This is a genomic window from Nitrospirota bacterium, assembly GCA_030684575.1.
Classification (GTDB): Bacteria; Nitrospirota; Nitrospiria; order Nitrospirales; family Nitrospiraceae; genus Palsa-1315.
Window position 1 is genome coordinate 235428 of the sequence record JAUXVD010000008.1, and the last position, 21268, is coordinate 256695.

A 21268-nucleotide genomic window follows, 5' to 3' on the forward strand; every position below is an offset into this window, starting at 1 on the left:
GACGACAGGTCTCGCGATGCAGCGCAACGAGGTGTGCCGGTGACAGGCGGAAGCCGCGGGAGCGAGAAACCGTGAAGACCGGGACCGTCCTCGCACATGTGCTGATGAGTCTGGTGCTGGCGGCCGGATGCGCAGACCCGACTGAGCAGCGGCTCAGGCAGGTGCAGCAGGAGTTGGCGCAGGTGCTGCGAACAGCCTTGCGCGAGGGTGACGTCAGGATCCAACGGACCGGCGATCATCTCACCATCGTAATTGCCGAACGGCTGCTCTTCGATGCCGGGAGTCCGGTGATCACGCCGAGCGGCATCGACGTGCTGGCCCGTATGGGAATAGTTTTCAACGCGGCATCGCTCAAAGAAATCCGAGTGGCCGGGCATGCCGACCAGGCTCCGATCTCCGATCCGTCCACCCGGTATTTCGAGAAGTTGGCCTTGTCCAAAGCTCGTGCGACGCACACGGTCCGTGCGATGAAGGCCTCCGGGACGAATTCACAGAGTGTCATCGTCGAATGGTTCGGGGACATCCGGCCGATCGCCAGTAATGAGACTGAAGAAGGGCGGCAAATGAATCGCCGCGTCGAAATTCTGCTGTACGCAGGAATGTGACCGGACATGTTCATGCGCGAGCCGTAAAGGTCACGGACACACTATGATGGAGAATCTGGATGCCATGCCCTTGTCCTTCATGCTGCTGGGCATGTTTGCCGGTGTTGCCGCGATCTATTATACATTCGGGATCGCTCGTGAATGGCTGCGGCGATGGGGCGGCGCCACCACCGGCACGATCCGCAGGGCGGTCGTGCCCGATGTCTCTCTCGATGGGCACATCGCGACCCAATGGACTGAAGGCCGGGTACGGTTGGATTTTCTTCTGGCCATGCTGAAGAAGCTGGGACGCTCGTTGGAGCAGGAGGTGGAGACCCTGAAGGGGCTCGATCATGCCGACCCCCTGTATGAGCGCGAAGCCCGTAAGATGGTCGAACCCAACCTGCGGCGCTTCACCTTCGATCGACATCTGCGGGATGAGTGCCGCGCGCTGATCCCCTTCCTCCGGTTCTGCGCCCATGATCTGGCGGAATCTCAGGGCCTCGACATGACACAGAAATTGAGCGTCCTCGACGAGATCCAAGCGGCCTTCGAGTTGGTTGATCGCGGCTGACTGCACGTGCGCTCAATCGGTTATCCCCTTTGCTCACAGGAGGTCCCGTGATGAACGTCCTACGCGCATGTGTCGTCGTGTTACTGCTGTTGCTCGGCGCTCCAGCGCAGGCACAACCTCTCTGCGAAGACTGTCTCAAGGCCTCGCAAGACCAGCTGACGCAATGCCTCGAGAGTGCGATTAGCGCAGAGGATAAGAAGTCCTGCCTGGAGAGACAGGAAGCCAAAGCGAAGACCTGCGAAACCGGTACATGCAAGATGGAACGGGACAGGAGTACCAAGAAAGAGGCCCCCCTCCCTCAGAAGAAGTAGCGGCTGTACGAGAGAAAACAGCCATCTGGCCTCCCCGATTGACAACAATACGCCATGTTTTATAATAGCCACCCGTAGCAGGCACCGGCATGCTGTCGATGCCCTCCCTTCACGTGAATGGAGTCCTCCTGATGGCCCGGAAGCAACCTCCGCCGTTTTCCCCCAAAGACCTTTCTCGCAAAAATCGGCCCAGGCACAAGCTTGCTCCAATCCGCCAAGCGTCAACTGATCTTTTCGCAAGGGGATGCCGCAGATGCCGTGTTCTATGTTCAGACCGGCCAGATCAAGCTCACCGTGGTCTCGCAGCAGGGCAAAGAAGCCATCATCGCATTGCTGGAGCCGGGCAGTTTTTTCGGGGAAGGCTGTCTCGCCGGGCAGTTGGTCTGTATGGCCACGGCGACTGCCGCGGCACAGTCCACGCTCGTCCGCATTGACAAACAAGCCATGATTCGTGTGCTCCACGAGGACCCCGGCTTCTCCGAGCTGTTCCTTGCCTATCTCCTGACACGCAACATCCGCATCCAAGAAGACTTGGTGGATCAACTCTTTCACACGAGCGAGAAGCGGCTGGCGCGAGTGCTGCTGCTCATGGCCCACTTTGGGAAAGAAGGCAAGTCGGAGGCGATCATTCCCAAGATCAGTCAGGAGGTGCTGGCCGAAATGGTCGGCACCACGAGGTCACGGGTGAGTTTCTTCATGAATAAGTTCCGGAAGCTGGGCTTCTTGAAGTACAACGGTGGCGTCCACGTGCATAGCTCCCTCCTCAGTATCGTGCTCCACGACTAGCAGGCCTTGCTGAACAGCCTGCGGCTACGTTTGACGGTGTCCCCTTCTGTTGCTGCGTTGCCCCATCATTGTTCAAACCTGAGCAATTCTGAACAGCTGCCTCGTCATCGACAGGCGTAGTCTTTGGGATAGCCCCTCACGGGTCATCCGGGCCGGACCGTTGTATCGGAGTCGAGGGAGTCGCAACCTGCTCAGTACAATTCTGATGGTTCTCTTGGCGCTGTTTCTCTTCGGTGCGTGGCCGACCTGGTCACAGCTACCTCGGGAGCATCGGGTTCGGCGCGGTCGAATGGCGCTAGGGTCGCCGGCGGCGGCTGAATCGACACCAGGACGTGCGGCTGACATGGATGAGCCTGTCATAGGGGTGAGGAACAGACGATGCGTCACCTGTCATTGTAACTGGCAAGTGAAATGAACCAGGCGGCGCTTGCCGTAAAGCTGAATCGTTCAGCCTCGACCGCTCCCGCCGCGGCACATCCTTGCAGCGGCAGGTTATTGGGGTGTATCCATAGATCGGTCCCGATGGGGCAATCATGGGAAGCAGAGTTGGATTGCTGAGAGCAAGAGGGGGCGAGCGTTGACGCTTCAGGCACGGTTGGACCTCGACAAACCCTGGTGGTCGGGAATCTTATTGCCCCTGTCGTTCCTCCTATCGTTTGCCGTCGCCGTCGGAGTGGTCTTTTATACGACGGCGTCGTTGAGAGCCGTGCTGGTCGAAGAACGGGGCGCAGACCTCGCTCGAACGGCCGCCAGGGTCGCGGATAGGCTTGATCGTGTCTTGTTCGATCGGTTCGGCGATATCCAGGTGTTTGCGAATGACCGAGTGCTCTTAGAAAGCAATCAGGCTGCGAAGAGACAGCGGTTACTGCAATACAAACAAATGTACTGGCAGTATTCCTGGATTGGGGTGACCGATGAGACTGGTCGGGTGGTCGCGGCGACCGACGGGGAGGTCAGGCCAAAGATAAGCGGGCCGGCAAAGGGCTCGGGAGAGGGTGGAACTCGGCCAGAATGGTTTCAACGGGTGAGACAGACGGGGCAGGTACATCTGGACTCGGCTCGGCCTTCACCAGAGTCAGAGGGGATCATGGTGGTGGGGTTCTCGGCTCCGATCTCCGGGCCACAGGGAGAGTTTCGCGGAGTGGTGACGAGCCAGGTCCCGCTGGAAAGTCTTCGAACCATTCTTGCGCAGGAAGCGAAGCTCCAACATGGAGAAGAAGCCCACGACTGGTTGGTGCTGAACCGTCAAGGAGCGATCATCCTCGAGAAGGGCCAACCGACGGGTATGGACAGTAACCTGTCGATGATGGACCTGCTTTCCGTCAGACGGGCAGCCGGGACGCGTGGCGAGTCCGGCTTTGTGGAGGAACTGCACCAGCGCCGGCAGATTCCTGTGGTGACCGGCTACGCGACTGCAGCAAACTATAGTAAATTTCCCGGATTCGACTGGACCGTGTTAGTTCGGTTGGATCGTGACCGTGCCTATGCTCCGATCAACCAGCGCGTCTGGGCCATCGTCTCCGTCGGGCTCCTGCTTGTCGTGCCGCTGGCCGGCTTCGGCCTCTGGGCGTCCTGGAGGCTGATTCGCGAGCAGCGCATTCTTGTGGTGTCGCAGCAGGCGCTGAAGGATAGCGTCGCCGAACTCAGCCGCTCCAACTCCGATCTGCAACAGTTTGCCTATGTCGCCTCCCATGACTTGCAGGAGCCGCTGCGGATGGTGGCCAGTTACGTGCAGCTCTTGGCGAGGCGCTACAGGGGCAAGCTGGATGCCGATGCCGACGAGTTCATCGCCTATGCCGTGGACGGGGCCAAGCGCATGCAACATTTGATCAATGACCTGTTGGCCTACTCACGTGTAACCTCGCAGGGCCACGTCTTTGAACCGGTGGACTGTAACGGGGTTCTGGCGGAGGTGCTGACCAATGTGCGGGCCGCGGTCGAGGAGAGCCGGGCGGTCGTGACCCATGATCCTCTCCCCACGGTGATGGCCGACGAGAGACAGCTGTGGCAGCTTTTTCAGAACCTGATTGCCAATGCCATCAAGTTCCATGGCGCGGAGCCTCCGAACGTTCACCTGTCGGCTGAGCAGCGGTCCAGCGAGTGGCTCTTCTCGGTTCGTGACCATGGCATCGGGATGGACCCCCAGTATGCCGAGCGGATTTTTGTCATTTTTCAACGCCTGCACGACAGAGAACAATATCCCGGCACCGGCATCGGCCTGGCTATCTGCAAGAAGATTGTGGAACGCCATGGCGGAAAAATCTGGGTGGTATCGCAGACAGGGCAGGGGGCGACCTTTCATTTCACCCTGCCGATAATCGGCCAGAGCCACCAGGGCTCGTGAGGCGTGACATGAGCCGGAGGGCCCCTCGGTCACCTATGACGTTGAGCGAAGGAGATACGACCGCATGAACAGCTATACGAATGTCAGGCCCGTGCAGATTCTTTTAGTGGAAGACAATTCCGGTGATGTCCGTCTCACGATTGAGGCCCTCAAAGAGGCCAAGATCCTCAACAGGCTCATGGTCGTCAAGGATGGCGTCGAAGCCTTGTTGTTCCTGCGTCAGCAAGGGCCGTACGCAGACGTGACGATTCCGGATCTCATCCTGCTCGATCTCAACCTTCCCAAGAAAGACGGGCGGGAGGTCCTGGCGGAGATCAAGGATGACGACAGGCTGAAACATATTCCCGTGGTCATCCTCACGACCTCTCGGGACGAAGAAGACGTGTTGAAGAGCTACAACCTCCATGCCAATTGCTACATCAGCAAGCCGGTGGAGTTGGACCAGTTCATCAGGGTGGTGAAATCGATCGAAGACTTCTGGCTCGGGATCGTGGTGCTGCCGAAGAATGACAACAACAAGGGCATGTGAGTCATCCCGATGGATATTCTCCTGATTGAAGACAACCCTGGCGATATCCGGCTGCTGCAGGAATATCTGAAAGAGGGCGGCACCTGCCGGTTTCAGATCACGCAGGTGGACCGGCTATCGGTCGGGCTTGCGCGCCTGGCGGAAGCCTGTTTTGATGTGGTGCTGCTGGATCTCACGCTTCCCGACAGTCAAGGGATCGACACGCTGCACCGATTGCATGAGGCCGCGAAGGGCGTGCCGATCGTTGTCCTGACCGGCACCGAGGATGACGTGCTGGGGGTCCAGCTCATCCAGGCCGGCGCCCAAGATTATTTGATCAAGGGACAGGTGACCGGCTCGCTGGTCATGCGTTCCATCCGTTACGCTGTTGAACGCAAGCGGGCAAAGGACGCGCTGCAACGCGCATTGGGCGACCTGCGTGCCCTCACGCGGAAGTTGGAGGCGGTGCGGGAAGACGAGCGGACCAGGATCGCTCGGGAATTACACGATGAATTGGGGATGCGCATGACCTGTCTGAAAATGGACCTTGCGCGGTTACGGGTTCTCATGAACAGCGCGTCTCGTTCCGCAGTGGAGGAGAAGTTGCAGTCGATGACCGAGGTCGTGGACACCACCATCGTCGCCGTGCAGGCACTGGTTTCAGAACTGAGGCCCGGGGTGCTGGATGATCTCGGATTGGTGGCAGCCGTCGAATGGCAGTGCCGGGATGTAGAACGGCGGAGCGGCATCCGATGTTTCGTGGACTCCGAGGAAGGGGATATCCCGCTGGCATCTGCCAAGGCCACAGCCGCCTTTCGTATCTGTCAAGAGGCGCTCATCAACGTGGTGCGGCATGCCGGGGCGAAGGAGGTACGCGTGCGCCTGGAGACCCTCGAGGGATTCCTGCGCCTGGAGATTCACGATGATGGACAGGGGATCCTGCCGGCGAGAATCACCGAGGCGACGTCGTTGGGTCTGTTGGGGATGCGCGAGCGGGCAGAGGCAGTCGGGGGGACGTTCCGGATTGTCGGCCTGCCGGGACAGGGGACGACCGTGACGGTGCGGGTGCCTTGCGGGTAAGTCGCAGGGCAGAGGTAGGAGGAGCCGGTGCTGAAAATTTTGATTGCCGAGGACTTCCCGCTGTATCGGCGGGGGGTGAAGGAATTGCTGGCCGACGGCCTCGGGGAGGTCACGGTTGGCGAATGTGGCAACGCCTACGATCTGCTGGAGCTGGTCCGGCTGAAGAAATGGGATCTGGTGATCCTGGATATCACCATGCCGGGAACCACCGGGACGGAGGCGCTGACGCAGCTGAAAGCCAAATACCCGAAGCTGCCGGTCCTGATGCTCAGCATGCATCCGGAGGATCAGTACGCCGTCCGTATGTTCAAGGCCGGTGCGGATGGATATCTGGCCAAGGCGAGCGCACCGGAAGAACTCGTGAAAGCCATCAAGAAAATACTTGGAGGAGGGAAGTATGTCAGCCCCGAGCTGGCAGAAACGTTGGCGATGACGCTCAAGGCGAATGCCGGCGACGACCCTCATGCGCAACTGTCGGACCGTGAATATGAGGTGATGTGCCTCATTGCATCAGGCAAGACGGTCTCTGAAATCGCCGAGACGTTGCATCTCGGCGTGACGACCATCAGCACCTATCGGGCGCGCATCCTGGAGAAGATGAATCTCAAGAACAACGCGGAGCTCACTCGCTACGCGCTTCAACGCGGACTGGTCAGCTGACCGGTCCGGTTTCCCTCTCGTGTCCGTAGACCCCCCCGAACATGCCTCCATTCTGCTGTCGTTCAAACCACGACAGAAAAATCGAACTGCCGCCGATGGTGCCCTCCGCGTGACGACAGTATAAGTAATGTACGAAAGATTCAGGCGCTCTACGCAATGCCGTGCAGAGGAGGGACCCATGAAATACGAATCCACCCAGATCATGTCACGCATTGAATGGTGCCGGCTCCAGCAACAACTCCACTCGGTCACGAAGGATGAACGCGCCGGGTGGCGAGCCGAGGAAGCGGGCCTCGCGGATGCCTTGGACGGGAGAGATCGGATCGCGTTCATGCGAGGGGAACACCAATCCCAGTTCTCTCGCTATCGACGCGGTCTCCTGGATGGGCAAACGCTCCTCAGTCTTGGCACGTTAACTCCCTGTGGGATGACAGGTATGGAGGGATGGAGCCCGCTTTTGGCCCCAGCCTTGGTGAACAGCAGGCCCTCACAGGTTCCTCCGTCAGCGCGCATGGAGTCCGTCCGATGATCTGTCCATAGGATGATGGGCCCTTGCGGCCCATGCGTACCGGCTCGATCCTCCGGAAGGGCTTGTTGGCCTGGTGTATGAAAGAGGTGGTGTATGTCCAGTCACATGTCGGTTGCTCGAACGACTCCTTCCGCGCCGAAGAGTGCAACCCTTCGTGCAGCAAAAATGCTTCCTATCTGTTGTGTGTGTGGACGCATTCGAGACGAGACCAAATCAACCCTTCGCCGCGAGCGCTGGGTATCGCCCAGAACCTATCGACAGACCCATGGCGTGGACTCAACCAAGCTCGCACTTACGCATACCTATTGCCTGAAATGTTTCGCGAAGGTCCAGGAAGAAGTGCGGCAGCTCTTACGGACTATCGGCACGCCATCATGAACCGGCGCATGGGCGGTGCCCCCATCAATTCCGTTCCGTTCACCCTGTCCGATGTGTCTCGCCGGACAACGGCCAGGGCCGCACAGCCGCGCAAGCAGGCGTCGGCTCCGTCCGACACCTCCTGTCTGCGTTGTGGGGGGTTATGCGTTCCCAGTTATACGGTATCCCTGGAAGGGGGCTATATCGGCGCACCGGAGACCCTGTGGCGTTGCGTGAACTGTGGCGATTATGTGGATCCCGAGATCCTGGCCCACCGGGGGGCGCAGGTCCTGCCCGCGCGCCAGCGCGCGAGACCACGAACGCCTGTGCCGATACCGTTGTGCCGCAGCCTGCGACAGGCGTTGTGAGGGGCACAGGCCGCTGACCGATGAAACCCTGACGTAGGCCAGTACCGGCACGATCGATCCTGTTACGCAGATCACGAGTGTATTCGACCCAAAAGGAGTTCCCGTCATGACTACCACTTCTTCGCTTTCCGCAAGACCCCGTCCCGCAACCGTGAGACGTCTTCGAACGGTGCCCCTCCGAAGCGCCATTGCGGCGCCATTCAATCCCCGGACCTTTCTGGCACAGGCCGGCGACAGCCGCACGACGCTGCAATGCCAGGATCACCAGCGGCTCTTTGCGCAAGGGGAGATGGCCACCGCCGTGTTCTACGTCCAGACGGGCCAGGTCAAACTCTCGGTCGTATCTCGGGAAGGGAAAGAGGCCGTAGTCGCGATCCTGGAACCGGGTAACTTTTTCGGGGAGGGGTGTCTCGCGGGGCAACTCCTGTACATGGCCACGGCGACGGCCATGGGCCATTCCCGTATCGTGCGGATCGACAAACAGGCGATGGTCGACGTGCTCCACAACGAGCCGGCGTTCTCCGAACTGTTCATGGCCCATCTCTTGACGCGCAGCCTTCGCATTCAAGAGGACTTGCTCGATCAACTCTTTAATTCTGCCGAAAAGCGGCTGGCGCGGACGCTGCTGCTCCTGGCTGCGTTCGAGAAAGCCGATGAATTGGTATCGGTCATTCCCAAAATCAGTCAGGAAACGTTGGCCGAAATGGTCGGGACCACGCGGTCGCGGGTGAGTTTCTTTATGAATCGGTTCAAGAAGCTCGGCTTCATTGAGTACACCGACGGCTTGCGTGTGCACAAGGCCCGCCTCAATGCCGTCTTGCTCAATTAGCAGGCTGTTGATACAGGCCTCCAGCATCGTTCTCGCCTCTCCGCTTGCTGGACGGCCTTTCTGAACAGCCTGCAACGAATTCTGACCCCATCGGCAACTGTTCTAGCATGGCATTCCCGCAATGGCCTGGCAATGTATCAACAACCTGTTAGCAGGAAGCCGATCCCTCTATACGTCGATCGACAGTGCCGCTTACGGACTCTGCAGAATTCCCTTTTCAAAATCGTCCTCCGCCACGCTGTTCATCATCAGCGTCAGCTGGTTCGCCAGGAACCTGCCTGACGTTGCTCCCGAAGTACCATTATTATTCAGATATGAGCTGTTTTGAGCAGTTCCTCATCGGCCGATGGGGCATATTGCGGCATCCTGGTCGCCCGAGTGGGACATCAGCGAGCGCTGGCAGCAGGACAATCGTGCGATGAGAGGTATCGGGGTCCTGCCCCAGAAGGCTGTGCGCGGGGAGCGCCCCCTATCGAAAGGTTCGGTGTTCACTGGTCGATGCCCAAGCCCCGGAGGTGACGGTTTAAAAAGTCGTCTCAATGAATGGCGCGGCTCTTGCCTGGTTGGGCTGGACTGCAGATTTTCGGATGGCTCATGTGAGGTAAAAGGAGACAGAACATGCTCGAGACTATTGCGGTTATTTTGGTTGTCCTCTGGATTTTGGGCCTTGTCAGCTCGTACACCATGGGCGGATTCATTCATGCCCTCTTGGTGATTGCGATCGTGGTGATTCTGGTTCGTGTCATTCAGGGTCGACGTGTATAGGGCCTCGTAAGGGATAAAATAGTGCCAACAACTGTCGCGGGGTATGCGCAAGCTGCTCGAATGAAGGGGGAGATCACGGTGGGGACTGTGTATACGTTTCGAGCCATCCAGGTGAAGGTCTGTTGGATGCTGATGATGGGAACTGTGCTGTGGGTGACCGGAGGGGCGGTGGCCCTGGCGGGTGAGGCCGGTGGCGAGAAGGTGACTCCTCCTGTCGATTGTCGTTATGAGACTGCTACTCAGGCTTCAGCGGCAGAAGGATCTGGTTCGACGGCGAGTATCCCGTTCCCCGATGGCGATGTGTTCCGTCCGCTCTTTGCGGACCCGAAGCAGCCGCAGACGTTCGCGAGCTTACAGGCCGCGAGGAACCGAGTCTCAAAGACCTCGACCACGGTGGGCTCGGTCGGGTTCGGAGAGAACTTCGGATTCTATTCGAGCCGGGACGGCTGTAACGGGTGGCAGGTGGGGATTTTGGCCGGTGTCTTCTCGCAATTCGATATGAATGCGCCGTCCACAGACCTCATCAATGCCGATTACGTGGTCGGTATTCCCCTATCCTGGCGGAGCGGCCTCTTCTCGACGCGTGTGCGCCTCTCTCATCAGAGCACGCACTTGGGCGATGAGTTTGTGCTGAATAATCCCGGAGTCGGCCGGGTGAATTTCAGTTATGAAGAAGCGGAAGCGATTCTGTCCATGGATGCTCCTGGCGGCTGGGGGCGCCTCTATGCCGGTGGCGGATACTTAGTGCATCGTGAGCCGGCCACCCTGGACCGGTTGAAAGCGCAGGCCGGGGTCGAACTGCGAGGGCCGACGTGGAGCAGCGGTCCGATTGAACGATTCGTGAGTGGGCCGCTCGTCATGACTCCGGTCCTCGGGGCGGATTTCAAATCGTTCGAACAATTGAATTGGACCCTCAACGTGAATGTCGTGGGCGGGCTGGAATTTGCGCGGGCTGGAGCGCTTCGCCGGTTCCGGATCCTCGTCAACTACTATCACGGCAATAATCCCTATGGACAGTTTTATGGGCAGAAGGTTGAGAGCGTGGGGCTCGGTGTGTATCTGGCCTTCTAGGCCAGGCGGAAATCTGAGGCGCTGGTCATTCGGAGCAAGACGGGTGATCGTGAGCCAGTGACTCACAACCTATCCAGTTCGATCTGATGCGCTATTTTTCTCAAGGCGCAGAGCTTGATGTGTTCTGGTGTCGATCGCGCAGAGACAGTGTTCGCCACGGTGTACGGCGGGCGGGTATGTTGCTTCCTACCGTTGCTGTTGCCTGAATGCCAATGAGACCGACTGTAGCCTTCCGCTACAGCGCGAGTTTTTTGTGCTGTCGCAAGACTCCCCACATGGCGGATGATCTCCTCGCTTGAATGGTTCAACTGCTGAATAACTCAGTGAAAATATGTGCGATGTTTTGAGCGGCAAACGGCCTTTGGTTTGCAAAGATCTGCTTGCGACGCGGTCGCCTAGCCTTGTGTTGCGAGGGTGGCACTATGCGGGCGTCTCTACCCTCTGCTCTCTCAGGATAGGTGCTGGCTATGCCCGTGAATAAAAAAATCTCCTTTTCGATCTGGTATGTCTTTCTTGCCATTTGGGCGGTCATCCTCGTGCACGATTTTATTCAGGCGATGCAGAAGATTGAAGAGCTTCCCTATAGCGAGTTCAGGACCCTCGTGGCCGACGGGAAAGTGGCCGAAGTGACGGTCTCGCCTCAGACCTTGACCGGGAAACTGAAATCGGAAGTAGGAGCCAAGGACGGGAAGTTGTTCACGACGATCCGCGTGGAGGATCCGGATCTTGTCAAGGCGCTGAATGAGCATCAGGTGAAGTTCGCCGGCGTGATTCAGAGTACGTTTGTGAAGGACCTCATGTCGTGGCTGCTGCCGACAGTCGTCTTCGTCGGCATCTGGTTTTTCATTTTTCGTCGCTTAGGGCAGGGGCAGGGCGGGTTCATGACGGTGGGGCGGTCGAAGGCGAAGATCTATGCGGAGAAAGACACGAAGGTCACGTTTGCGGATGTGGCCGGCGTGGACGAGGCGAAGGACGAACTGCTCGAGGTGATCGAATTTCTCAAGACGCCTGAAAAGTTCACACGAATCGGAGGAAAGATTCCGAAAGGCATCCTCCTCGTCGGCCCGCCGGGAACCGGCAAGACGCTCCTGGCCCGCGCCGTGGCCGGAGAGGCCGGCGTGACCTTTTTCAGCATCAGCGGGTCCGAGTTCGTGGAAATGTTTGTGGGGGTGGGTGCGGCCCGCGTGCGGGACCTGTTCGAGCAGGCGAAGGTCAAAGCGCCCTGCATCATCTTCATCGATGAACTGGATGCGATCGGAAAAGCGCGCGGGATGGGACCGATGGCGCATGAGGAGCGCGAACAGACCTTGAACCAGCTGCTCGTTGAAATGGACGGGTTCGATCCCCGCATCGGCGTCATTCTGATGGCGGCGACCAACAGGCCGGAGATTCTGGATCCCGCGTTGTTGCGGGCCGGTCGCTTCGACAGACAAGTCTTGGTCGATCGTGCGGACAAGATCGGCCGTCTGGCCATCTTGCGTATCCATGCGAAGCAGGTGGTCATGAGCCCCGATGCGGACCTTGAGGTGATCGCCGCGATGACCCCCGGTTTCTCGGGCGCCGATCTCGCCAATATCATCAACGAGGCGACGTTGTTGACCGTTCGCCATGGCAAGGAACAGGTGGGCTTCACGGAATTACAAGAAGCGGTCGAGCGGGTCGTGGCCGGGCTGGAGAAGCGAAACCGGGTGCTCAACAAGATGGAGAAGGAACGGGTTGCCTACCATGAAGTGGGCCATGCGTTGGTGGCCCTGTCGTTCCCGGGGGCAGACCCGATTCAGAAAATCTCGATCATTCCTCGCGGGATTGCCGCGTTGGGCTACACCCTTCAGCTCCCGACCGAGGATCGTTTTCTCATGACGAAGACGGAGCTGGAGAACAAGGTCGCCGTGTTACTCGGAGGGCGGATTGCGGAAGAGTTGATGTTTGGCGAGGCCTCCACGGGAGCGCAGAACGACCTGGTCAAGGCCACGGACATTGCCAAGAGTATGGTCAAGTCCTACGGGATGAGCGACAAGCTGGGGACGGTCACGCTCGATCGTGAGCGCCAGCCGTTTTTGATGCAGATCCAGGCGCCTCAGGACAAAGGCGACTACTCGGAAGAGACCGCCCGTGAGATCGACTGCGAAGTCCGCCGGATCATCGACGAGCAGTACGAGTCGGTGAAGCGGCTGTTGGCGGAGCAGAAGGCCTCGCTCCTCGAAGGCGCGAAGCAGTTGCTCGAGCGCGAGGTGATCACCGGGGCGGAACTCAAAGCGATTATGGACACATAGGAGTGTGACGGCTATGTCGGCGGCCGCTCGATTGGAACAAGCGGGCATCACGATCGGTCACGACCAGATCGTGCATTGTGTCGGCCCCTGGACACTCGACTACCTACTGGATCTTGAACGAGAGCTGGAGAGCCTGTCGTGGCCACGGTCGAGAGAGCTGGTGTGCGAAGCGGGGCATGTCACAGCGATGGATACGGGCGGAGCCGTGCTGTTGTACCGAACGGTGGCGCATCTCCGCCGCCAAGGGCGGCAGGTGTCGGTCCAGGGGTTGCGTGCTGAGTTCGCCGAGCTGCTTCAACTGGTGTCGGCCAATTGGGATCGCATCGATGCGGCTCCGTCGCCAACAGCTGGCTGGCTGGAGCGGCTGAGTCGATTCATCGAGGATCGCGTCCGGCACGTGGTGACGGCGCTTGGGTTTATCGGTGAGAGCACGGTCGCGGTGTGGCGGGCGCTCAAGAATCCGTCGCTCATTCGTTGGCGGGCGCTGTTCAGAAGTCTCGAACTGGACGGATTCAATGCGCTGCCCATCACGGGCCTTCTCGCCTTCCTGATCGGAGTGGTGATCTCCTATCAGGGGGCGGAGCAGTTACGGAAGTTCGGCACCAATATTTTCGTGGTGGATCTGGTCGGGATTTCGTTGCTGCGCGAGATCTCTCCGTTGATCGTTGCCATTTTGATCGCCGGCCGCTCCGGTTCGGCCTATGCCGCGCAGATCGGCACGATGAAGGTGACTGAGGAACTGGACGCGGTCCAAACGTTAGGCCTCTCGCCGATGCAGTTGCTGGTCCTGCCAAGGGTCTTCGCGCTGATGATCGCGCTGCCGTTACTGACGGTCTACGCGGACGGGTTGGGCGTATTCGGTGGCATGTTGATCGCGTCGAATTTGCTCAATGTCAGTTTCACCGAGTTTGTCTCACGCTTTGAAGAGGCCGTGGCGGTACGTCATTTTCTCATCGGAATCGTGAAGGCGCCTGTCTTCGCGATGATCATTGCATTGGTGGGTTGTTATCAGGGGTTTCAGATCAGGGGGGGCGTGGATGATGTGGGGCGGTACACGACCACCAGCGTGGTGCAGAGTATCTTCCTGGTCATCGTGTTCGATGCCATGTGCAGCATTGTGCTCAACTGGTGGGATTTGTAAGGGATGTTGAACATCCCTTGGAGCAGGCAGAGGAACTGCAGGTAATGGCTATCGTGGCGAACGAGAAGACTGTGCCGGTCATTGAGGTCAGCCATGTCGCCACCAGGTTTGGACAGGCCGTCGTGCACAAGGATGTGAGTTTGACGATTTATCGGGGCGAGATCTTTGCCATCGCCGGAGGGAACGGGTGCGGCAAGTCCACACTCATGCGGGAGATCGTCGGATTGCATGCGCCCTCTTCAGGCTCGACCAGCCTGTTTGGGATCGACAGCCGGTTGTTGGGGGACGGGCATCCGCAAAACGTCTATCGCCGGTTCGGTGTGATGTTTCAGCAGGGCGCCTTGTTCAGTTCTCTGACGCTGGAGGAGAATGTCGCAGCGCCACTCAAGGAGCACACGAAGCTGAAACCTGAACTCATTCAGGACATCGTCGCATTGAAAATTGCCTCGGTGGGATTGCCTGCGGACAGCGTTGCGAAATTTCCGAACGAACTCAGTGGCGGCATGAGGCGGCGCGCGGCCCTGGCACGGGCCATCGTGATGGACCCGGAGGTGTTGTTTCTCGATGAGCCGACTGCCGGCTTGGATCCGATCATCGCGGCCGGGTTCGATGAACTGGTGCTGCAACTCAAAGCCTTACTAGGGCTCACAGTGGTGATGGTGACCCACGATCTCGATTCGCTCTGGCGGATTTCAGACCGTGTCGCGTTGCTGGGCAATGGCGTAGTCCTGGGGGTCGGGAGTATGCAGGAATTGTCGGGCTCGGCCGACCCGATGGTTCGCGAATATTTCCATGGCCCGCGCGGACGCGCGGCGGAAGCGCAACATGGGTAGCGAGTATGGACAATAAGGTCAATTACGTCGTCGTCGGAGCCTTTGTCGCGGTCTTAGGGGCGGCGATTCTGCTGGTCGTCCTCTGGTTGGGGAAGTCCGATTACCGTGGGGTCTATGACCGGTACTACAGCTACATGCAGGAATCTGTGGCCGGGCTGAGCGTCAATTCCACGGTGAAATATCGGGGAGTCGAGGTCGGGCGTGTGAAGAACATCCAGTTGAATCCGGAGAATCCTGAAGAGGTTCGGCTGACCCTCGACATTCTCCGTGCTACACCGATCAAAACGGATACGGTGGCCGTGCTCGAAACGCAAGGGCTGACCGGACTCGCCACCATCAATTTGACGGGGGGGAGTCGAGAGTCTCCGGCGTTGGAGGCGGAACAGGGACAGGACTATCCGGTCATCAAGACCGGACCTTCGCTGTTCTTCCGCCTCGACATGGCGCTCTCGCGCCTGCTCGCCGATCAGGGGCTGACGAAGCTGCTCGCCAATGTGAATGTGCTCAGTCAGAACGCGACGGCGGTGGTAGATGAAGAAAATCGCGCCACCATCAAGCAGATTCTCAAAGACCTGTCGGATATTACGCGCACCGTCGCAGATCAGAGTGAGCGAGTGGGCAGCGGCCTGGTCAGCGCCTCGAACGCAGCGGAGCACGTCGCACAGATGACCGAGACCATGAACAAACAGGTACCGGCGTTGTTGGAGCGGGTCAACAAGAGTGCGGCGGCGCTTCAAACCATGACCGAAGAATTGGCTCATACGGGACGATCTGTGCGGTCGGCCGTGCAAGAGAGCCGCCCCGATATAGCGCAGTTCACCCGACAGACATTGAGTGAGACCGGTGCGCTGGTGACAGAGCTGCGCCAGCTCACGGGAACGTTGCAACGAGTGGCACGGCAACTTGAACAGGAGCCGAATTCGCTCGTCCTTGGGAAGAAGCCTCTTCAGCGGGGGCCGGGAGAGTAGCCGATGAGGACGATACAGGGACAGCTCTTGACATGGATGGGAATCGGGTTCGCCGCGCTGGCGCTGACCGGCTGTCTGTCTCTCTCGCATGATGCGCAACCGATCCATACGTTCATCCTGGGCTCGGACCGTTCGGCAGAGGTGGCCGCTGCCCCGGTAAGGAAACCAGGAACCGGGACTCTCGTCGTCAATGTGCCGGTGGCGCAGCCGGGGTTTGAGACGCCGCGGATGGCCTATACACAACGGCCCTATGAAGTGCGCTATTACGCGACCCATCAATGGGCGGACTCCCCGGCCAGGATGTTGACTCCTCTCCTGATTCAGGCGTTGGAACAGACGGGTTATTGGCGAGCCGTTGTCTCAGTGCCGACATCCGTGCGCGGAGACCATCGTGTGGAGATCGATCAGTTGGAACTCGTACAGACCTTTCTGCAGACACCGAGTCAGGTGCGCCTTGTGTTGCGCGTACAAGTGATCAAGCTGCCGGAATATCTGGTGCTCGGCACCCGCCTGTTCGATGCGGTTGAAGGGACGTCAACCGACGATGCGTACGGTGGGGCGGTCGCCGCAAACCGGGCAGCCGATCTGCTGCTGAGGAAGGTGGCCGGTTGGCTCAGCGGTTGTGTGGCGGGCAGCCAGGAAAGCGGCTGCTCACGATGAAGCAATCGCTCAAGACCGGTTTCAGCTTTGGGTTGACCTCGGGGGTGATCACGACGCTCGGTCTCATGGTCGGGCTGCATGCCGGGACCCATTCGCGGCTCGCGGTCATCGGCGGAATTGTGACGATCGCGGTGGCCGATGCCCTGTCCGATGCGCTGGGTATCCATATTGCCGAGGAATCGAAGAATCACGGGAACGTGGCGGAGATCTGGGAATCGACGATCGCCGCGTTTGTGGCCAAGTTTCTGATCGCGCTGACCTTTGTCGTGCCGGTGCTCCTGTTGCCCTTAGAAGAGGCCATGCTGGTGAGCGTGGGATGGGGCCTCATGTTGCTCGCGTCGCTGAGCTATTTCCTGGCGCGGGCGCAACAGATTCCGGCCTGGACAGTCATCGCGGAGCATGTCGTCATTGGGGTCAGCGTGATTGCGATTACACATTACGTGGGTGTCTGGGTTCATTCGACCTGGAGTTAAGAACATGTTCAGGAAATCTGCAGGCAGTCTACCGGCACGAAGGGCAAGCCCTGCACCTCTGTCCCAGACGTGCAGACTCTCGACGCGCGGCTATGCCGAAACAGTTTCTTCGCCGTTTCTTCGAGGAGTCCTGTGAGCCTGCGCGACTCCCGACGGCAGGCTCATGGATATATCCTGACGATCAATGGCGGATCCTCGAGCCTCAAGTGTTCGCTCTTCCAGGTGGGTCCTCCCCTCACTCGTGTCTTGTCCTGCACGGTCGATCGAATCGGGTTCCCGGAGGGCACGCTGACCCTCACGAACGTGGCCGACGGAACCAGCGAGCGTAAGACGATCCGGGCCGCGCATCACAAGGACTCTATCGATCCTCTCATCGCCTGGCTGGAACAACAAGTAAGGATCGCAGGCCTCGTGGCCATCGGGCATCGCGTGGTGCATGGAGGTCATCGGTATCGCGAGCCGCAGGTGATTACATCTGAAGTCCTGGGCGAGTTGCGCCGGCTCAGTCCCTATGATCCGGAACATCTGCCGGCGGAGATCGAACTGATCGAGACGTTCGGCAGGCGGTATCCAACGCTCCCGCAAGTCGCCTGCTTCGACACGGCTTTTCACCGCGACATGCCGCGCGTCGCACGCCTCTTGCCGATCCCCAGACGGTACGAGGCGGCCGGCGTGCAGCGCTACGGGTTTCACGGACTTTCCTATGCCTACCTGATGGAGGAACTCAGGCGGCTTGCGCCTCATGAGGCGCAGGGCCGGATCATTCTGGCCCATCTGGGAAATGGAGCGAGCATGGCGGCGGTGCGCGGGGGCAGGAGCATCGATACCAGCATGGGGTTCACGCCCACGGCAGGATTGCCGATGAGCACCCGTTCAGGCGATCTCGACCCAGGCTTGGTGGCCTATTTGTCGAGAACGGAAGGCATGACGGTGGAGCAATTTCATACGATGGTCAATCAGCAATCAGGCCTGCTCGGGCTGTCGGAGACAAGTTCCGATATTCGCGACCTTCTTGCCTGTGAGGACAGTGATATACGAGCGGCTGAAGCCGTGGCGTGCTTCTGCTACCAGGCCAAGAAGTGGATCGGTTCATTTGCCGCAGCGTTGGGCGGGTTGGAAATGCTTGTCTTCAGCGGCGGTATCGGGGAGAACTCGGCGATCATCCGGTCGCGGATCTGTGAGGGTTTAGAATTCCTCGGCATGACCATTGACGATACTCGGAACGGGGCCGGTGAAGCCGTCATTTCCACAGAAGGCAGCCGAGTGACTGTTCGCGTCATCCACACAGACGAGGAGCGTGAGATTGCGCAATCCGTCGTTCATATGATCACAGCGGATACTCGGGAGGGGTAAGGAAACTATGCTGAAAATACAAACGCGGTTGAAACCGGACCTGCTTAGGACAATGGATGCCTATTGGCGCGCAGCCAATTACCTGTCCGTCGGACAAATTTACCTCTACGACAATCCATTACTGAAGAAGCCGCTGACCCGCGCGCATATCAAGCCGCGTCTGCTCGGCCATTGGGGGACGACGCCGGGGCTGAACTTCATCTATGTCCATTTGAACCGTGTCATCAAGGAGCAGGATCTCAACATGATCTATATCGCCGGGCCCGGCCATGGCGGGCCCGGGATCGTGGCGAACACCTATCTCGAAGGCACCTACAGCGAGGTCTATCCCAACGTCTCCCAGGATGAACGGGGCATGAAGCGGCTGTTCAAACAGTTTTCCTTCCCGGGCGGCATTCCCAGCCACGTGGCTCCCGAGACCCCCGGCTCGATCCACGAAGGCGGCGAGTTGGGGTATTCCCTCTCGCATGCGTACGGGGCCGTATTCGACAATCCGGATCTGATTGCTGCCTGCGTCGTCGGTGATGGGGAAGCCGAAACCGGCCCGCTGGCGACAAGCTGGCATTCCAATAAATTTCTCAATCCCCTCACGGACGGTGTGGTTCTGCCCATTCTCCATTTGAACGGCTACAAGATCGCGAATCCCACGGTCCTGGCCCGTATCAGTCATGACGAGCTGGATCACCTCTTCCGCGGCTACGGCTATATCCCGTATTTCGTTGAAGGCCATGATCCCCGGAAAATGCATCAACTCATGGCCTCGACGCTCGATGCCGTTGTACTGGACATCCAGCGTATCAAAGCTGTCGCGCGACGGGACGGGGTCAAGAAGCGTCCGCTCTGGCCCATGATTGTGCTCCGGACGCCCAAGGGCTGGACCGGTCCGAAGGAGGTCGATGGTAAGCGGACCGAAGACTACTGGCGTTCACATCAAGTGCCGATGGGCGACATGGATAAACCGGCGCACATCAAGATCCTCGAACAATGGATGAAAAGCTACAAGCCTGAAGAGCTGTTTACGAAGACAGGAGCATTCAAACCTGCATTGGCCGAACTGGCGCCCAAGGGCGCCCGTCGCATGAGTGCGAATACTCATGCCAACGGCGGCCTGTTGCTCAGGGATCTACGTCTGCCGGATTTCCGCGACTATGCCGTCAAGGTCAGGAAGCCGGGCGCCCTTGAAGTCGAATCGACTCGCGTGATGGGGAAGTTTCTGCGGGACACGATGCAGTTGAATATGGAGAGCCGGAACTTCCGCCTCTTCAGTCCTGACGAGAACAACTCAAACCGCTGGCAGGATGCATTGGAGGTGACCAACCGCACATGGATGGCGGATCGTTATCCCTACGACGACCACCTCGCCCCGGACGGCCGGGTCATGGAGATGCTCAGCGAGCACCAGTGCCAGGGCTGGCTGGAAGGGTATCTCTTGACCGGCCGGCACGGATTCTTCTCCTGCTACGAGGCGTTCATTCACATCATCGATTCCATGTTCAACCAGCATGCCAAGTGGCTGAAGGTCTGCGGCCACATCCCGTGGCGGAGACCGATCGCCTCGTTGAATTATCTCCTGTCCTCCCACGTCTGGCGGCAGGATCACAACGGGTTCAGCCACCAGGACCCGGGGTTCATCGACCATGTGGTGAATAAGAAGGCCGAAGTGATCCGGGTCTATCTTCCGCCCGACGCCAATACGCTCTTGTCCGTCACCGACCATTGTCTGCGCAGCCGTAACAAGGTGAACGTCATTGTTGCAGGCAAACAACCGGCGCCTCAGTGGCTCAATATGGAGGAGGCGATTAAACATTGCGCGGCCGGCATCGGCATCTGGGAATGGGCAAGCAACGATAGAAACAGCGAGCCGGATGTCGTGATGGCCTGCTGCGGCGACGTGCCCACGCTGGAAACGCTGGCGGCCGTGTCGTTGCTGCAGGCCTATCTGCCAGACGTCAAGGTGCGTGTGGTCAACATTGTCGATCTCATGAAGCTGCAACCGCCCCGTGAGCATCCGAACGGATTGTCCGACAAGGACTTCGATGCCCTATTCACGACAGACAAGCCGATCATCTTCGCTTTCCACGGCTATCCCTGGTTGATCCACCGGCTGACCTACCGGCGGACCAACCACAAGAATCTGCACGTGCGCGGGTACAAGGAGGAAGGGACGACCTCGACTCCGTTCGATATGGTGGTGATGAACGACCTCGATCGGTTTCACCTGGTCGCTGACGTCATTGATCGGATACCGCTGCACGGCTCCCGTGCGGACTATGCCAAACAGGCGCTCCGGGACAAACGCTTCGAACACAAACAATACATCGCGAAATATGGTGAAGACATGCCGGAGATTCGGAATTGGAAGTGGCAGGGGCGACGGAGATGAGTGCTCATTCACGGAAAGAAAGGAGAAGCCTATGAAAGCCGGGACAGGGACATTCATCGGCATGCTAGTAGGTCTGTGCCTGGTGGTGGACCCTCGCATACGGTAGCCGCGGTGGAGGATCTGGCGATCACCGTGGTCATGTTGACGAATCCGGTGGCGGCGGGGGAACAGGGAGCCTTGGCCATCAAGACGGAGGTCGGAGCCATGTGCCTCGGCAACAGGCACAGTGAGTCGAATTCGAACGATCGCGGGAAGCTGGCCCTCAAGAATATGGACCGTGAAGGGAAGACCAGCTGGTCCTGGCCTGTCGATCCCAAAAGCACCAAAGGCCCGTGGGCACTTTCTCTGCAATGTTCGACGGGGAAGAAGAAGGGGAGACTGCACCAGACATTCGAGGTTCGTTAAGAGACTGGACATA

At 59.0% G+C, this 21268-nt stretch carries 21 protein-coding genes and 2 pseudogenes; all 23 read left to right on the top strand.

Features of this window, described 5'->3' with window-relative positions:
• Nucleotides 1-71: 71 nt before the first annotated feature.
• The 23 genes and pseudogenes from Q8N00_04255 (at nt 72) to Q8N00_04365 (ending at nt 21255) form a co-directional block, all read left to right on the top strand.
• Nucleotides 72-605, top strand: a complete 534-nt coding sequence (locus tag Q8N00_04255) for an OmpA family protein (protein ID MDP2381995.1) — start codon at nt 72-74, stop codon at nt 603-605.
• A gap of 43 nt (nt 606-648) precedes the next feature.
• Nucleotides 649-1158 (top strand): hypothetical protein, encoded by a 510-nt coding sequence (locus Q8N00_04260; GenBank protein MDP2381996.1) that lies wholly within the window; start codon nt 649-651, stop codon nt 1156-1158.
• A gap of 47 nt (nt 1159-1205) precedes the next feature.
• Nucleotides 1206-1469 carry a hypothetical protein gene (locus tag Q8N00_04265; GenBank protein ID MDP2381997.1) on the top strand — a complete coding sequence of 88 codons (264 nt, stop codon included), beginning with the start codon at nt 1206-1208 and terminating at the stop codon, nt 1467-1469.
• Between the two features lie 201 nt (nt 1470-1670).
• Nucleotides 1671-2255, top strand: a complete 585-nt coding sequence (locus tag Q8N00_04270) for a Crp/Fnr family transcriptional regulator (GenBank protein ID MDP2381998.1) — start codon at nt 1671-1673, stop codon at nt 2253-2255.
• 706 nt (nt 2256-2961) lie between these two features.
• Nucleotides 2962-3705: pseudogene (locus Q8N00_04275) on the top strand (cache domain-containing protein).
• 189 nt (nt 3706-3894) lie between these two features.
• Nucleotides 3895-4599: pseudogene (locus tag Q8N00_04280) on the top strand (ATP-binding protein).
• A 64-nt stretch (nt 4600-4663) separates the two neighbouring features.
• Entirely contained in the window at nt 4664-5128 is a 465-nt protein-coding gene (locus tag Q8N00_04285) for a response regulator (protein ID MDP2381999.1), read from the top strand.
• A gap of 9 nt (nt 5129-5137) precedes the next feature.
• Nucleotides 5138-6187 (top strand): response regulator, encoded by a 1050-nt coding sequence (locus Q8N00_04290; GenBank protein ID MDP2382000.1) that lies wholly within the window; start codon nt 5138-5140, stop codon nt 6185-6187.
• Between the two features lie 27 nt (nt 6188-6214).
• Entirely contained in the window at nt 6215-6847 is a 633-nt protein-coding gene (locus Q8N00_04295) for a response regulator transcription factor (protein MDP2382001.1), read from the top strand.
• A gap of 178 nt (nt 6848-7025) precedes the next feature.
• Nucleotides 7026-7376 (top strand): hypothetical protein, encoded by a 351-nt coding sequence (locus tag Q8N00_04300; protein MDP2382002.1) that lies wholly within the window; start codon nt 7026-7028, stop codon nt 7374-7376.
• 386 nt (nt 7377-7762) lie between these two features.
• Nucleotides 7763-8101 (top strand): hypothetical protein, encoded by a 339-nt coding sequence (locus Q8N00_04305; protein ID MDP2382003.1) that lies wholly within the window; start codon nt 7763-7765, stop codon nt 8099-8101.
• A 106-nt stretch (nt 8102-8207) separates the two neighbouring features.
• Nucleotides 8208-8930 carry a Crp/Fnr family transcriptional regulator gene (locus Q8N00_04310; GenBank protein ID MDP2382004.1) on the top strand — a complete coding sequence of 241 codons (723 nt, stop codon included), beginning with the start codon at nt 8208-8210 and terminating at the stop codon, nt 8928-8930.
• A 618-nt stretch (nt 8931-9548) separates the two neighbouring features.
• The gene (locus Q8N00_04315) at nt 9549-9695 is read left to right on the top strand and encodes a lmo0937 family membrane protein (GenBank protein MDP2382005.1); all 147 of its coding nucleotides are present in this window, start codon (nt 9549-9551) and stop codon (nt 9693-9695) included.
• A gap of 21 nt (nt 9696-9716) precedes the next feature.
• On the top strand, nt 9717-10766 hold the full coding sequence (locus Q8N00_04320) for a DUF1207 domain-containing protein (GenBank protein ID MDP2382006.1): 1050 nt from the start codon (nt 9717-9719) through the stop codon (nt 10764-10766).
• A 467-nt stretch (nt 10767-11233) separates the two neighbouring features.
• Nucleotides 11234-13039: an ATP-dependent zinc metalloprotease FtsH gene (ftsH, locus tag Q8N00_04325; protein ID MDP2382007.1), complete on the top strand. Its 1806-nt coding sequence runs from the start codon at nt 11234-11236 to the stop codon at nt 13037-13039.
• A 13-nt stretch (nt 13040-13052) separates the two neighbouring features.
• The gene (locus Q8N00_04330) at nt 13053-14180 is read left to right on the top strand and encodes an MlaE family lipid ABC transporter permease subunit (protein ID MDP2382008.1); all 1128 of its coding nucleotides are present in this window, start codon (nt 13053-13055) and stop codon (nt 14178-14180) included.
• Between the two features lie 44 nt (nt 14181-14224).
• A complete protein-coding gene (locus tag Q8N00_04335) occupies nt 14225-15013 on the top strand; it encodes an ATP-binding cassette domain-containing protein (protein MDP2382009.1) in 789 nt (262 codons plus the stop codon).
• A 5-nt stretch (nt 15014-15018) separates the two neighbouring features.
• Nucleotides 15019-15981, top strand: a complete 963-nt coding sequence (locus tag Q8N00_04340) for an MlaD family protein (GenBank protein ID MDP2382010.1) — start codon at nt 15019-15021, stop codon at nt 15979-15981.
• Between the two features lie 3 nt (nt 15982-15984).
• Nucleotides 15985-16641 carry an ABC-type transport auxiliary lipoprotein family protein gene (locus tag Q8N00_04345; protein ID MDP2382011.1) on the top strand — a complete coding sequence of 219 codons (657 nt, stop codon included), beginning with the start codon at nt 15985-15987 and terminating at the stop codon, nt 16639-16641.
• A complete protein-coding gene (locus tag Q8N00_04350) occupies nt 16638-17114 on the top strand; it encodes a hypothetical protein (GenBank protein MDP2382012.1) in 477 nt (158 codons plus the stop codon). The genes Q8N00_04345 and Q8N00_04350 overlap by 4 nt, the downstream gene beginning before the upstream one ends.
• 132 nt (nt 17115-17246) lie before the next feature.
• Complete coding sequence (locus tag Q8N00_04355) at nt 17247-18467, top strand: acetate/propionate family kinase (protein MDP2382013.1); 1221 nt, start codon at nt 17247-17249, stop codon at nt 18465-18467.
• 7 nt (nt 18468-18474) lie between these two features.
• Nucleotides 18475-20850: a phosphoketolase family protein gene (locus tag Q8N00_04360; GenBank protein ID MDP2382014.1), complete on the top strand. Its 2376-nt coding sequence runs from the start codon at nt 18475-18477 to the stop codon at nt 20848-20850.
• Nucleotides 20851-21255 carry a hypothetical protein gene (locus Q8N00_04365; protein MDP2382015.1) on the top strand — a complete coding sequence of 135 codons (405 nt, stop codon included), beginning with the start codon at nt 20851-20853 and terminating at the stop codon, nt 21253-21255.
• Nucleotides 21256-21268: the final 13 nt, after the last annotated feature.

Coding starts and splice junctions, on each gene's coding strand:
- Q8N00_04310 (MDP2382004.1), top strand. CDS start 8,208: ATGACTACCACTTCTTCGCTTTCCGCAAGACCCCGTCCCGCAACCGTG.
- Q8N00_04315 (MDP2382005.1), top strand. CDS start 9,549: ATGCTCGAGACTATTGCGGTTATTTTGGTTGTCCTCTGGATTTTGGGC.
- Q8N00_04290 (MDP2382000.1), top strand. CDS start 5,138: ATGGATATTCTCCTGATTGAAGACAACCCTGGCGATATCCGGCTGCTG.
- Q8N00_04335 (MDP2382009.1), top strand. CDS start 14,225: ATGGCTATCGTGGCGAACGAGAAGACTGTGCCGGTCATTGAGGTCAGC.
- Q8N00_04345 (MDP2382011.1), top strand. CDS start 15,985: ATGAGGACGATACAGGGACAGCTCTTGACATGGATGGGAATCGGGTTC.
- Q8N00_04340 (MDP2382010.1), top strand. CDS start 15,019: ATGGACAATAAGGTCAATTACGTCGTCGTCGGAGCCTTTGTCGCGGTC.
- Q8N00_04285 (MDP2381999.1), top strand. CDS start 4,664: ATGAACAGCTATACGAATGTCAGGCCCGTGCAGATTCTTTTAGTGGAA.
- Q8N00_04360 (MDP2382014.1), top strand. CDS start 18,475: ATGCTGAAAATACAAACGCGGTTGAAACCGGACCTGCTTAGGACAATG.
- Q8N00_04330 (MDP2382008.1), top strand. CDS start 13,053: ATGTCGGCGGCCGCTCGATTGGAACAAGCGGGCATCACGATCGGTCAC.
- Q8N00_04260 (MDP2381996.1), top strand. CDS start 649: ATGATGGAGAATCTGGATGCCATGCCCTTGTCCTTCATGCTGCTGGGC.
- ftsH (MDP2382007.1), top strand. CDS start 11,234: ATGCCCGTGAATAAAAAAATCTCCTTTTCGATCTGGTATGTCTTTCTT.
- Q8N00_04305 (MDP2382003.1), top strand. CDS start 7,763: ATGGGCGGTGCCCCCATCAATTCCGTTCCGTTCACCCTGTCCGATGTG.
- Q8N00_04350 (MDP2382012.1), top strand. CDS start 16,638: ATGAAGCAATCGCTCAAGACCGGTTTCAGCTTTGGGTTGACCTCGGGG.
- Q8N00_04300 (MDP2382002.1), top strand. CDS start 7,026: ATGAAATACGAATCCACCCAGATCATGTCACGCATTGAATGGTGCCGG.